We start from the raw sequence: 13,664 nt of genomic DNA, 5'->3' as shown, positions 1-13,664 counted from the left end.
CAAATCATTCCTAGCGTTTGTATATGTCGCGTCCATCTTTAAACTAACTCAATAATGAGTTTTCAGACACATCCTAGTAATATTGACAAAATCCTTTCTCTCATCATCTGAAAGATAAGTGCCATGTACATTCTCAGCATAAGAAAATAAATTTTGAGAAAATCCACCGATCAAAAAAACCAATAGATAACTCCCAAGTAGGAGTACTATTTTAGACTTCCTCATTAAAATAACCACCTCTACGTCGTGATAATGCAACTAACAACTAAAGTTAAATGTTTTTTTCATAGAGAAGGGGGGGAAAACGTGCAATGGATATCATTAAAACAAAAAACTATTTTATACCACAAAATACATATTATTACATAATTTAAAAATAACATACTTTTCCTGTTCAGTCAATAAACTATTTGTCGCAATAGTGCTTAAAATATTCGTTACTCTATGATTGAGATACTTCCCAACTGCTTAGTAATCCGACGACACGTCCACTTTTCCTCAACACGCAAACGAAGTGCTTCGATTTTCACGAATTCTTGTTATGATTAAAGCTTCTGTCCTTTGGTTGCCATAAAAATGCCCCCCTAGAAGTCATCGGATTTCCCTATGGATTTCCAATCTCTATTCTAAAGGGTGCACTCAGCAGTCGAACTGGAGTTTTCGGAATACAAAAACACAAAAAACCCTTGGGAACCAAGGGTTTAAATACTTTCATATGGTGGAGCATAGCGGGATCGAACCGCTGACCTCTACACTGCCAGTGTAGCGCTCTCCCAGCTGAGCTAATGCCCCATTATGTATGCTGTAGCGGGTTACCGCCTCAATGATCTCAGTATAGCACACCTCTCTATTACAGTGCAAGCGAAAAAAACGGAAAAAGTCAGGCTCGTCATGAAAAAAATCTCCCGAATAGCTCACTCACATTTCAATCACTCCCCCCACTCAACACCCACAGTTCAAACTCCGAAAACAAAACCAAACCCAAAAACGCCCCTGTCTATCATCCTTCCTATGTACTCCACCGCCATCCAACACCTCCATCTGCCAGCTTCCCTTCCGGCACTTCCTCGATGAAATAAGAGCTGTCTGAAACAAGGGCTGCCGAAGCCAACAGGCCATCACCGCCCCTTCGCCTCCTAAGCCTTCTTCTCCTCAACCTCTCCCTCCATAAACCGGACCAAATACACCTCCGGCTGCGCCAAAAACTCCGCAAAGCTGCCCAGATCGGCATACTCCCCATGCTCCTCATCGTAGCAACCAATCATGCCTTTCTCTTCGGATTCCACACCAGATGCAGATGCGAATAGTTGTCGATATCCGCAGACAGACGCAGCAGCTTTTGCCGCCCAACTTTCAGTTCGATCGTATCCGCCAACGAAAAGAAATCAATATACCCCATCCCGTACTCGTTTTCCGCAAGCTCCACACGCAGATTGTCACCAGTGAGAAAACGAACCAGCTCGGCAGACAGCTTGTACGTTTGCAGCTCATACTTCCTGTTCTCCACATCATGAAACTTTGCAGGCTCCAACGATTTCAAATAGGCGGCCAGTTCCTCGTGCTTGCTGCTGACAGCGATGGTGTAGGGGCGCTCGCCGCCTTTTTCCGCCAGGGTGAAGTCGGCGCCGCGTTCGACCAGATGCTTGGCCATGGCGAGATTGCCCATGCGCGTTGCGACGGTTAGTGGAGTCGCCCGATACGGATAGACCATGTCCGGCTGGTTGTAGTTGATGTCGACTCCGTGATCGAGCAAGTAATCGACGGTTTTCCGGTCGTGGTCGGATACGGCCATGCGCAACACGTCGCCTCCATGCAGCCTGATATCGAGTCCCAGTTCGTGGATGAGCGGAATATTCTTTTTGTTGCCGTAGTACGCTTGGGCATACGCGCCGGAGCCGACCCGGTTTTTCATGTCCAGCCGCGCGCCTTGGGCGGCGAGGTAGCGGACGATGTCTTCCTTGCAATAGCGGACAGCGATGAGAAAAGCAGGTTCGTCCTTCGCATTCAGGTTGACGCCGTGCTCAACCAGGAGCTTGACCACCTCCAGCTTCTCCGCTACTAGCGCCAGCTCCAACGGGCTTACGGTCGTATATTGGCTCAGGACGATCTTTTCTTCTACATCCCAGCCTGCCGCAATCGCCGCCTGCAAAGCCGCGACGTTTCCCTCGTAAATGTGTGCTGCGATTTCCGGCAGCACCTCAAAACTCCCGATATCTTTCAGTTTGACCATCTGCCCTGACTCCTCCCCCGCCTCAAAACCTGCCTAATTTATAGTCAAAATCTATGTAGATGCAAAAGCTACGTAAAGTATAGACAAGCTGTTGGAAAAAAACAACAATCCGAAAGTCCGGTCCAGCCAAGCGCTTACGCAAATCTCCCTTCTCCCGGCTGGCCGTGTTAGCCATGAGACACCCTTTGGAGACGCTACCATTCCATGAAAAAAGAGGCGCCCCTTGATCGAACAATCGACCATGGAGACACCCCTTCTGGAATTAGAATTAGATGAATTTAAATCTGTTCCTGCTCTTACCTACCGCACCGTCACCACAATCGGCGTTTTCTTGCCGCCGTAGCTGACGTAGATCGTCGCTTTGCCCGAGCCTGTCGCCTTGATGACACCGTCTTTCACGTCTGCGACCAGCAGACGCGAAGTAGTCCACAAGGCTGGCTTCGTGACGTTTGCCTCAGAGCCGTCCGTGTAGGTGGCGATGGCGTTGACTTGCTTCGTTTCGCCCTTGTTCATGATGACCTGGACGACGTCTGTTTTCAAATATTTCAGCGTGTCTACATCGACAGGGACGGAGACGCTCTTGTCGTTGTATTTGGCTGTAATCGTGGACTTCCCGTAGGCGAGCCCTTTGACCAAGCCTTTGGAGACGTCTGCTACCTTGTAGTTGCTCGTCTTCCAGTCAGCAAGGCTGGTGACGTCCATGGTGCGTCCGTCTGACAAGGTGGCGGTCAGCTTGATTTGGACGCTGCTGCCATTCGATTTCAGGCTGACAAAGCGCTTGTCCGCCTCCAGCTTGGTGACGATTCCCACTTCCACCGGAAGGGTTACAGACTTGCCGCCGTACTTGAAGGTGATCGTGGCGCGGCCATTGGCAAGGCCGCGTACTTTGCCGTTTTCCACGTCGGCTACCTTCAGGTTGGACGAGGTCCATTCCGCGGTTTTGGAGACGTCAACGGTTGCGCCCGAGCTGTCTGTCGCCTTCAATTCAACTGCCGTGGAGTCATTGACGTTCATAATCACCAGGCGAGGGTTGATCGTCAAAGTTTGCGCTTGATCGACCTCTACGGCAACCGTCACGCTCTTGCCTTCAAACGTACCTGTGATCGTTGCTTTTCCGGAAGCAACGGCGGTAATTTTGCCCGCGTTCACTTCGGCTACCGCACCGGAGGAGGTAGTCCATGTCGCCTGGTCATTGATGTTGTCCTTGACTGTGCCGTCCGCGTAGGTGGCGGTCAGCTTGACTTCCTGGCTGTCGCCTTTGCTCAGGACCAGCGACTTTTTGTCCACGGTCAGCGATTGCAGCACGCCGATGGATACCGGAATGTTGATCGAGCGTGTCCCATAAGTCGCCGTGATCGTCGCAGCCCCGGTGGATACACCTGTTACCAGTCCCTGGCGCACAGTGGCTACTGCTGGCGCGCTGGATGTCCAGGTCACTTTTTGGGTCACATCTGTGCTTGTTCCGTCAGGGAAAGCAGCAGTTACTGTTACCTGCTTGACATCTCCGACCTGGATCGCGACTTTGGCCGGGTTGGCGGTCAAGCTTTGCGGCACATCCACGTCCACGACCAGCGTAGCTGTCTTCCCGCCGTATTTGGCGGTCAAGGTCGCCGTCCCTGCTTTGTAGGCGGAAATGGTTTTCCCGCTGGCAAACACGATATCCGGGTGATCCGAGGACCATTCGAGCTTGTCGGTAATGTTCTCGCTCTGTCCGTCGGCAAAAAAGGCTTTCACAATGACGTTGTTGCCATTTGGCGCACTTCCGATTTCCACGGTTTTGCCGCTTGCCATCGTCAGGTAGGACGGGATGATGTCCAGCGAGCGCGGCACTTCTACATCCACCAAGATTTGTACCGTTTTGTTGCTGTATTTGGCGGTGATGATGGCTTCGCCTGAAGCGACAGCATAAATTTGTCCGTTGCTGTAGTACGCAACATCTTCACGGTCCGAAGACCACTCTGCCTTGTCATTGACGTCTACAGGCGTAGACGAGTTGGCATAGGTGGCTTCCAGCTTCACCGGCTTGTTTTCTCCCACCTTCAAAAATACGTTCTGGGGAGTCGCCACCAGCCGTTGCGTATTGTCGACGTCAACCTTGATCGTTGCGGTCTTGGTGCCGTATTTGGCTGTGATGGTAGCCGAGCCCGGACCGTATGCCGTGATCGTCCCTTTCAGCGCGTCGGCTACTGCCGGGTTGTCCGAAGACCATTCGGCTTTCGCTGCTACATCGTTATCTTCCGGAGTGTCGTCCGGGAAGATCGCGAGCAGTTTGATTGTTTCCGAGCTTGTGCCAGGGTTGCCCAAAAGCAGGGACACTTGTGTTTTGCTCGGAATGAGGCGGTGAGCGATTTCCACGCTGACCTGTACGCTCGTCGTCTGGCTGCCGTACTTGGCCGTAACGGTTGCCGTACCGGAGCTCAAGCCTCTGATCTTGCCGTTAATGACGGTCGCAACTGCCGGCTTGTCGATTGACCAGTCGGCTTTTTCCGTTACGTTTTCAGGTTCGCCTTCGCTGTAGTAAGCCGTCAATTCAACCGTTTTCTCTTCCCCGATCCGGGTGTTGACGGACTGCTGATTCAGCGACAGCGCCTTTACTTTTTTCGTGACGTTTACATTGACGATAGCTGTCTTGCCCATATATTCCGCAGTGACTACGGCGTTTCCGACAGCCTTGGCTGTGATTTGTCCCGAGTAGACGTTAATCACCTTGCCCTGGTCCGGGCTTTGCCAATTCGTCTTCACTGTAACCTCTTCCGTTTTCCCGCTCTCATAGATGGCCGTCGCCCCTACGGAAACGGTGTCACCCAACTCTAGCGTTACCTCGTTTTTGGTCAGTACAAGGCGGTTGATGACTTCCGCAGCCAATCCGATCCCTGCACTTCCGGTTCCCACAAATAGCAGGACGGCCAGAAACAAGAGCATCGTTTTTTTCCAGAACATTGCCAGCCTCCCTCGCAAGTAAGAAATTTGCTGTTTTTCGAAACCATCTCACCATTACTATATCGGCATTTGCGAGAAATAATTTACCAGTTATTTATGTCGGCTATGTGTCGAAGCGTGTAACTAGATAGTAGTTGCAACGTCTAAATAAAGAGAATGATCGAGCATTTGCACGAAAAAGAGAGATGCGAGGGAGCAACGATAGCATGAAAAAACTGCGAAAACGAATACGAGATTTTTTTCCGCGCAGAGCGCTGCGGGCGCTCACCGTCGTCGTTCTGCTCGGCGGAATGTGGGTCGGCTATCATTGGCAACGGATTGAAGAAACGGCCGAGCAGGCTGTCCCCCGACACGCCGATGTCGGCATCGTGCTGGGGGCTGCTGTGTGGGGAGAAGGCCCAAGTCCCGGACTGCGCGAGCGGTTGGAGCAAGCCGTCCAGTTGTACCGGGATGGCTACGTGTCTGCCTTGCTCGTCACAGGCGGACTGGGCGAGGGAAAAACGAAAACAGAAGCAGAGGTCAGCCGGGACTATCTGGTCGCCCACGGCATCCCGGCAGAGCACATTCTCATGGAGAACCAGTCCACCAGTACATACGAAAACCTGCTGTACGGCCAGCAGGCTTTCGACGACTATCGTATGCACCATGTGTTGATAATTAGCCACGACTACCATTTGGCCCGCGCAATGACCATGGCCGAATCGCTTGGGTGGAACGCCTCTCCGGTCGCCGTACACTCGCATGTCTTGTTCGGGCCGTACCATCGGGGCAGAGAGGTGCTTGCCATCTCGTACTGGGAAGCCTCCCGCCTCTTCGCGTTAGCTGCCCGCTCGATGGTTTTGGCGGCGGATTTCGTAAACGTCCACGAAGTGACGAATCCGCTCCATGATCCGCGCCGCCTTTGTCTGCTCAATCCGGTTGCCATTTGAGATAGACAAATGCTCCTGCAGCTCCTCCAGCGAGTAGTTCGAGGTAAACAGCGTCGGCAAATGGTTGTTCGCCCGCTGGTTCAAAATGACGCCCAAAATCTCGTCCCGCACCCACGGCGTCAAGTTTTCCGCCCCGATGTCGTCGAGGATGAGCACAGGCACTTCCTTGAGCAGCTCCAGCTTCCCAGCGTACGACTGGTCCGAGATCGAATCTTTCATCTCGCGGATAAAGTCAGGCACGTACACGAGCAGGGAAGCGACATTGCGCTCGGACAGCTCGCGGCCGATCGCGCCCATGATGTAGCTTTTTCCAACGCCAAACGGGCCGTGGAAATACAGGCCCTTGACCCGCTCGCCCGTACCTACCTTTTCACAAAACTGGATCGCCGCTTCCACCGAGGCCAAATTGTCGGCGTCGATGACCATTGACTCGAAGCTCGCGTTCATCGTCTCTTCGGACACGTAGTAGCTGCGCATGAGGCGACGGCGGCGCACCTCTTCCTCGTGCGCAAGCTGCTTGGAACAGGGCCTGATCGAGCTGACGATGTTGCCGTGGGCCACCTCAAGCTGGGTGCTGTGACCCCTGACCAGATTCGGGCACTCGCCAAGCCCCGGACAACGCTCGCACCAATACTGCTCCTTGACTGCTGTATAAATGCTGGAGAGCGAGCGAAGGTAATCGTCTCGGGTCAATGCCGGGTGCTCCGCCTGAAAAGCTTTCAAATACGCAGACGAACGGAACATTTTATCCAATTGCTGATCGGGTGTCAGCAGTTGACGCGGCGTTCGCTTGGCAAGCTCCTGCATGAACTCGCTGATAGATTCCATATTCCCTCACTCCCCTTACTTCCGTTTTCGCAGCGTTTCCAGCCTCTTTTGCAATTCCGGAAAATCCTGAATGGACTGCCCTTTGGAAGCGTCCGGCGCTGCCTTTTCCTGCGACAACTGCCATTCCACCGAAGCTGGCAGCTTGTCTTGCAAAATCGCCCGGCCGTTTCGTCTGACCGGAGTTGGTTCCTTCTTCGCTGTTTTTGCTTTTTCGCCGGACTGCGCCCGTTGCTCGGAGCGCTCCACGATTTGCTTCACCGCTTCATCGACAGTGGCAATCCGCTTCGCCTTCCAACTGTCGCGAATCGTCTCCATGTACGCTTTCGGCAGCTCCATCTGCATGCTGGCGAGCGTGTGCAAAAGCAGCGCGTTCACGACTTCCGGCGACATGCCATCTGCGAACACCAACGTCTCGGCGCGTTCCAGATACACCTTGCTCACGCGGCCGCCCACGACCTTTTCCAACAGCGCCAGCGGGGAAAGCAGCCGGCAGGCGCGCACAAACGCTTCGCTGCCCGGTTCAGGCAACTTGCCCGGCCCCCAGTCGTCATCTGGCGTAGCCAAAGCCGCATCGCTGCGATACAGCTTGCCTTCCGTGTAGCGCTGCATGAGCCGCTTGCGAAGCACCTCTCCGTCCAGGCTCCGGTCCGCCTTGTACAGCGTCCAGTCGCGCAGCTCCTGCCCCATGCCCCAGCTATCCAACTGATAAAAATGGCAGAGCGAAAACAACAGCTCCATGCTTTTGCCTTCCAGCACTTTGGCGGCATCGGCGTTGTCCGGCAAGTACAGCCGCAAAGACGACACGCTCAGCGAATGGTTCACCTGTGCTTCGAAGCCGGACTTCATCTCGGCCTGCGGGAAGTTTGTCTCCATCTCGGTCAAAAAGCGCTCGCGCTCCGAGCCTTTTTTCACTTCCAGCTCCGACGGTTTCAACGATTGGAAAACTTCGTGAAAATCTTTGGTGATATTTTCTACCTGCGAATATTCCTCTGCCAGCTTGCTGCCCAAGGCATCGGCATACTGCTGCCGCAACTGGGAGTAGCGGACGTTTTCGATTTTGTTGAGCAGCATCAATGAAAGCACGTAGTCCGCGAAAAACTCTCCGGGCGCAAGCGGCGGTTTCAGCAAATATTCGTAGTAATAATCGCGCTGCTGGTTTTCCCGGCGGCGCACTTCGACAAGTCCGATGGCCTCCAGGCGTTCACGCGCATCCAGCAAACGATCCAGGGACAGCGAAGAGGCGAGCATGAGACTGCGATGGGTTCCCTCCGCAGAGGCCCCGCTCGCTTCCTGCACACTGTGGACAAGCATTTGGTAGAGGGCGTACGATTCGACGCCAATGATCGGCAAGTACAACTGCGTGACAAACCCCATTTCCGAAAAGCTGAGAGGTCTTGCCAGCCGCACCAGGTAACGATCTTTTGGCAACAATTCGTTCCAGACTAAACGGCGCATCAGATCTTTCCTTCCTGACAAAATTCGATTCTATTATTATAGCATGGCAAACGGATGTGCGTAGAAAAATAACTGGAAAGCAAAATAGCCCCGGCGAAATTCGCAAGAGCGTGAGGAGAGTCCTATCGGTTATCTATCTCTTAATCATTCGGCAACGAAGACTGGCTGCCCCTCGCCTGCGCCAGAAGCTCCTCCAGCTCTTTCATGAATACATTGATATCTTTGAATTGGCGATAAACAGAGGCAAAACGGACGTAAGCGACTTCATCGACGTGGTACAAACGCTCCATGACCTTTTCCCCGACATCGTTGCTCGGGATTTCCGCCTGGCCGCAGCTACGCAGCTCTTTTTCAATGTCGTTCACCACATTTTCCAGCACTTCCAACGGAACAGGTCGCTTCTCGCAGGCGCGCACCAGACCGCGCAACACCTTTTCGCGGCTGAACTCCTCGCGGGTGCCATCCTTTTTCACGATCAAGAGCGGCGTTTCCTCGACCATTTCAAATGTAGTAAAACGACGTTCGCACGATTCGCATTCCCGGCGGCGACGGATTGATTTATTATGGTTAAAGGGGCGCGAATCCAGGACTTTAGTGCCATTGTATTCACAAAATGGACAACGCATATCAGAATCAACTCCAATACTGACAATACATGTCTACAGTGTCCCTCATATTCCAGTCAGAAGTCAAGTCAATCCTTGTACCTATTTAAAGCATAAGTCGAATGGAGTACAATATGGGTACTGTTGGAGGGATTGGAATGCGTTTAGTTTCTTTAAGACAAGCCCAGCCGGGAATGAAGCTCGGCCGTACCGTTTTCACCGAAGATGGAAAAGTGCTGCTTGGCGTCGGTATGCAGTTGACAGAGCGCTTGATATCCGGACTTCAACGATCCGGTGTCGACTCCGTTTACATTGATGATCCACGCACGGAAGACATCGTAGTGGAGGACGTCATTCGTCCGCAGACCAGACAAGTTGCCGTGGAAGTCATTGAAAAAACGATCAAGCAGATCACCAACTCGAACAAGCTGGCCCGCAAAATCTCCCTGAAAGAAATGGGCCTGCATTTTCAACGGGCTTTCAGCTCCATTCTGGACGACCTGATGCAAAACAAGCAGATGGTCGGTCACCTGACCACGATCTCTTCCCATTCTCCATCCCTGTACCATCATTCGGTCAACGTGGCAGTGCTCGCGACGGCAGTCGGCATGTCGCTCGGCTACAACCGGACCCAACTGATGAACCTGGGCATCGGAGCCATGCTGCACGATATCGGCAAGGTCAGTTTGCCGGAGGAGCTTTTGCAGAAAAAAGAGCGCTGGAATGCAGAAGAACAGGAGCTGGCGAAGCAGCATGCGACGCTCGGCTTTGACCTGCTTCGCAAGCAGCACGACATTTCCTTGTTGTCTGCCCACGTCTGTTTGCAGCACCACGAACGGCTGAACGGGAGCGGCTATCCCCAGGGCCTGGTCGGGAAGCAGATTCATGAATTCGCCCAGATCGTCGGTCTTTGCGATATTTATGACTCATTGACCTCTCCGCGTCCCTGGCGCAAGCGCTACATGCCCCAGGATGCTGTCGAATACTTGCTTGGCTCTGGCGGTCATCTTTTCGAGCATCATCTGGTGAACGCCTTTATCAAGCACATCGCGATTTTCCCGATCGGAAGCAGCGTCGTCCTCAATACGGGCGAGACAGGGGTAGTCAGTCGCGTTGACCCGGACTATTCCCATCGGCCGACGATCCGCGTCTTGAAAGACGGGCGCGGCAACGATGTCATCGCTCCCTATGATCTCGACCTGAAAGAAAACATCAAGCTGTTTATCGTCGGCTTCGAAGACGATCAATTGTTTAACATCAGCGGCTTGTCTGAATCTTCTTCTTCGTGAATGGAAATGATAGCGAAAACAATTTGGCTTCGCCCTTTTGACGGCGTAGCCTTTTTTTTGCGGGGAGGGGCAAGCATGACAAAAAGCCCTTTGCCGCTTCGTTTGAAACGGGCAAAGGGCTTGCTCAGTCGAGCTTAGTTGACACCAGCCGCCGCTGCTTCTTTGGCAGTTGCCTGGTTGTGCATTTCCGATACGTGGCGCACGAGGTCTACGACGCGGCAGGAGTAGCCCCACTCGTTGTCGTACCAAGCGATTACTTTTACCTGGTTGGTTCCCATGACCATCGTGGACAGACCGTCGACGATCGAGGAGTTGTCGTTGCCGTTGAAGTCGCTGGATACGAGCGGCTCGTCGCAAAACTCGAGGTAGCCTTTCATGCTGCCTTCGCTTGCTTCGCGCAGCACGCGGTTCACTTCTTCTACGGTTACAGGCTTTTTCGTGTTGATTACCAGGTCCACAACCGATACATTCGGGGTAGGGACACGCAGCGCAAAGCCGTTCAGCTTGCCATTCAGCTCAGGCAATACTTTGCCTACCGCGCGAGCAGCGCCCGTAGTAGTCGGGATGATGGACTCGCCAGCCGCGCGCGCACGGCGCAGGTCTTTGTGCGGGTTGTCGATGTTCACCTGATCGTTTGTGATCGAGTGAATGGTTGTCATCAAGCCTTGCTCGATGCCGAACGCATCGTTGAGCACTTTTGCCACCGGAGCCAGGCAGTTGGTGGTGCAGGAAGCGTTGGACACGATATGGTGATTCGCATGGTCGTAGATGGAATCGTTTACGCCCATGACGATCGTTGCGTCTTCTTCCTTGGCTGGAGCCGTGATGACCACTTTTTTCGCTCCGCTTTGCAGGTGCTTGCCAGCGCCTTCGCGATCCTTGAATTTTCCAGTCGCTTCCACGACGATTTCCACACCCAGTTCGCCCCAAGGCAGCTTGAGCGGGTCGCGGTCGGAAAGGACAACTGTCGCTTTGCCATCTACAATGATTTTGTTGTCTTGTACTTCCACTTTATTTTGCAGGCGTCCATGAATCGTGTCGTATTTCAGCAAGTGTGCAAGCGTCTCCGCAGGATAGCTGGCGTTGATCGCTACGATTTCAATGTTGGGGTCCTGGATAGCGCGGCGGAATACCATGCGCCCAATACGGCCGAAACCATTAATACCAATTTTGATTGTCATAAATAGAAACCCCTTTCGCAATTAAGTTACACTGATCCGTTACTTTCATTATAATAAGTATAACACAATTATCAATGTGTTTTACTGAAAAATAAATATTTGGACGATTTTCCCCTCCTATTTTTTGTACCCACGCAAAGATAAAAGCCGCTCTCCTGCAAGAGAAACGGCTTTTACCTCAACTGGAAGTCATATATGCGCTTGTAACGGTCATGATAATAGAGGACTCGCTGCACATATTGGCGCGTCTCTCCGAACGGAATGTCTTCAATCGTTTCGCGGTGCCCGCTCCACTGTTGGCTTTCCAGCCAGCCGTTCACTTTTCCCGGTCCGGCATTGTAGGCCGCGATGACCTTGATGAGATCGCCCTCGTAGCGGTTCAGCAAAAAGTTCAGGTACCACGTCCCGATCTCGATGTTCATGACGGGATCGTACAAGTACTGCTCGTCTTGCGGACGGAATTTGGCCTGGCTGACGATCCACTCCGCCGTATCCGGCATGATCTGCATCAGGCCGACCGCTCCTTTTTTCGAGACGCGGTCTGTTTTGAAGCCGCTCTCGGAACGGATGACGGCCAAAATCAGATAAGGGTCTACATTGTATTTGATCGCTGCTGTCACGATTTCCTGCTGATACTTGATGGGGTACATCCATTTCCAAACCAAAGGCGTGCCTTGCAGCAAAAAAACGCTCATCAGAACGAGCAGAATGAATGCTGCGCGTTTGCCTGGTCTCATGAGCGCTGCTCCGACCTGATTGCGGCGAGAAGCGCTTCCACCTGCCGCTCAGTCTCTTCGCGGGAAAAGGAGTTGTCGATCAAAAAGTCGGCTTCCAGCTTCTTCTGCTCAATCGGAAACTGGGCGCGCAACCGCTTTTTCGCCTGCTCTTCTTCCAGTTCGTCCCGCTCGATCATCCGCGCAAGCTGCATGTCGTACGGCGCGTAAACCACGACAATTTTCTCGACCATATGCTGCAGCTTGCTTTCAAACAACAGCGGAATGTCCATGAACACGATGTCAGCCCCGTTTGCCTCGGCTGCTTCCGCCTCTTCCCGCATCACTCGCCGTACCTCGGGATGGACGATGGCGTTCAGCTTTTGACGCTCGGACTCGTCTGAAAACACGATCTCCCCAAGCCCTTTTCGGTCAATTTGACCGTCTTCCAACAGGATGTCTCTTCCGAAATGACGCACAATCGCTTCATACGCCGGCTTGCCCGGCTCCACGACCTCTCTGGCGATCTGGTCCGCGTCAATGACCGGAATCCCGCGCTCTCTCAGCATGCCGGTCACTGTGCTCTTGCCAGTGGCAATCCCGCCCGTCAATCCTAAGATCATGCCCATCCTCCTCCCTCGGCAAAAAGTTTACTTTTTCTGGCACACTGGGCAAATGTGGGTTCCTCTGCCCCCCACCACAAAGCGGACAATCTCGGCTCCGCAGCGGACACAAGGCTCATTTTTTCGCCCGTAGACCATGAGCGATTGCTGGAACATCCCCATTTCGCCCTGCCCGTTCACGTAGGACTTGATGGAGCTGCCCCCTTGCTCGACTGCTTCGGACAAGGTAGCGACGATGCTTTCATGCAGTCGGTCGACCTCTTTGCGAGTCAATTTGCCTGCCGGCTTCTCGGGGTGAATCCCTGCCTTAAACAGTGACTCGTCCACATAAATATTCCCCAGTCCCACAATACATTCCTGGTTCAACAGGAGCGGTTTAATTTTTGTTGGCCTGCCTGCGAGCAGCTTGCGCAGGACGTCGGGAGTAAAGCTTTCCTCCAGCGGCTCTACCCCCAGCTTGGCCAGCGGTCCTGTAGCCGTCTCCTGGCCTTTTGGAAAAAGGTCCATCGTCCCGAACTGGCGCACGTCCCGGTAGCGCAGCTCGGTCTGGTCCGTGAAGTGAAACACGACGTGCGTATGCTTCTCCACAGGCTCGTCTGCCTGGTACAGCCCGTATCTTCCTTCCATCCGCAGATGGGAAATGAGCACGTCCTGATCCATGAAAAATTGAATGAACTTGGCCCGCCGCGCGATCTCCTGGATCGTCTGGCCCGCAAGCTGGGCCTTGAACGCTTCCACGTCATCCGGCTGGCGAACGATCCGGGGCAGATGGACACTGACCCGTTCAATCGTTTTTCCCAGCACCAGACTGCGCAATGTGCGGACGACGGTTTCTACCTCTGGCAACTCCGGCATATGCCTCCTCCTCTCG

10 protein-coding genes, 1 tRNA gene and 1 pseudogene are annotated in these 13,664 nt (G+C 53.3%); 2 read left to right on the top strand and 10 right to left on the bottom strand.

Annotated features, from left to right (window positions below; translation table 11 throughout):
• Window positions 1-716: 716 nt before the first annotated feature.
• The 3 genes and pseudogenes from AC3WQH_RS20545 to AC3WQH_RS20535 form a co-directional block, all read right to left on the bottom strand.
• Window positions 717-792, bottom strand: a tRNA-Ala gene (locus AC3WQH_RS20545).
• A gap of 344 nt (window positions 793-1,136) precedes the next feature.
• Window positions 1,137-2,230, bottom strand: a pseudogene (locus tag AC3WQH_RS20540) (ankyrin repeat domain-containing protein).
• 300 nt (window positions 2,231-2,530) lie between these two features.
• Window positions 2,531-5,170: an Ig-like domain-containing protein gene (locus AC3WQH_RS20535; RefSeq protein ID WP_283858851.1), complete on the bottom strand. Its 2,640-nt coding sequence runs from the start codon at window positions 5,168-5,170 to the stop codon at window positions 2,531-2,533.
• Between the two features lie 206 nt (window positions 5,171-5,376).
• Here AC3WQH_RS20535 and AC3WQH_RS20530 point away from each other — a divergent pair, with 206 nt between their 5' ends.
• Window positions 5,377-6,099 carry a YdcF family protein gene (locus tag AC3WQH_RS20530; protein WP_007784768.1) on the top strand — a complete coding sequence of 241 codons (723 nt, stop codon included), beginning with the start codon at window positions 5,377-5,379 and terminating at the stop codon, window positions 6,097-6,099.
• Here the strand turns inward: AC3WQH_RS20530 and dnaI are convergent.
• From dnaI to nrdR, 3 genes are all read right to left on the bottom strand, one after another.
• Entirely contained in the window at window positions 5,989-6,927 is a 939-nt protein-coding gene (dnaI, locus tag AC3WQH_RS20525) for a primosomal protein DnaI (protein WP_005833880.1), read from the bottom strand. The genes AC3WQH_RS20530 and dnaI overlap by 111 nt on opposite strands.
• A gap of 15 nt (window positions 6,928-6,942) precedes the next feature.
• Complete coding sequence (locus tag AC3WQH_RS20520) at window positions 6,943-8,382, bottom strand: replication initiation and membrane attachment family protein (RefSeq protein ID WP_005833878.1); 1,440 nt, start codon at window positions 8,380-8,382, stop codon at window positions 6,943-6,945.
• A 140-nt stretch (window positions 8,383-8,522) separates the two neighbouring features.
• A complete protein-coding gene (gene nrdR / locus AC3WQH_RS20515) occupies window positions 8,523-9,008 on the bottom strand; it encodes a transcriptional regulator NrdR (RefSeq protein WP_007784772.1) in 486 nt (161 codons plus the stop codon).
• A gap of 137 nt (window positions 9,009-9,145) precedes the next feature.
• On the opposite strand from nrdR, the gene AC3WQH_RS20510 reads away from it, so the two are divergent.
• Window positions 9,146-10,276, top strand: a complete 1,131-nt coding sequence (locus tag AC3WQH_RS20510; RefSeq protein ID WP_007784773.1) for an HD-GYP domain-containing protein — start codon at window positions 9,146-9,148, stop codon at window positions 10,274-10,276.
• A gap of 134 nt (window positions 10,277-10,410) precedes the next feature.
• Here AC3WQH_RS20510 and AC3WQH_RS20505 read toward each other — a convergent pair whose 3' ends face one another.
• The 4 genes from AC3WQH_RS20505 to mutM form a co-directional block, all read right to left on the bottom strand.
• Complete coding sequence (locus AC3WQH_RS20505; protein ID WP_005833872.1) at window positions 10,411-11,457, bottom strand: glyceraldehyde-3-phosphate dehydrogenase; 1,047 nt, start codon at window positions 11,455-11,457, stop codon at window positions 10,411-10,413.
• A 173-nt stretch (window positions 11,458-11,630) separates the two neighbouring features.
• The gene (locus AC3WQH_RS20500; protein ID WP_005833870.1) at window positions 11,631-12,194 is read right to left on the bottom strand and encodes a lytic transglycosylase domain-containing protein; all 564 of its coding nucleotides are present in this window, start codon (window positions 12,192-12,194) and stop codon (window positions 11,631-11,633) included.
• Window positions 12,191-12,793, bottom strand: coding sequence for a dephospho-CoA kinase (gene coaE / locus AC3WQH_RS20495; protein ID WP_005833868.1), 603 nt, complete (start codon window positions 12,791-12,793; stop codon window positions 12,191-12,193). Before coaE ends, AC3WQH_RS20500 begins: the two co-directional genes overlap by 4 nt.
• 27 nt (window positions 12,794-12,820) lie before the next feature.
• Window positions 12,821-13,648 carry a DNA-formamidopyrimidine glycosylase gene (gene mutM / locus AC3WQH_RS20490; RefSeq protein WP_005833866.1) on the bottom strand — a complete coding sequence of 276 codons (828 nt, stop codon included), beginning with the start codon at window positions 13,646-13,648 and terminating at the stop codon, window positions 12,821-12,823.
• Window positions 13,649-13,664: the final 16 nt, after the last annotated feature.

This window comes from Brevibacillus sp. FW301-21C12A, assembly GCF_058788915.1.
The sequence above is the reverse complement of the archived record's forward strand: the minus strand, read 5'-3'. Positions and strand labels throughout refer to the sequence as shown.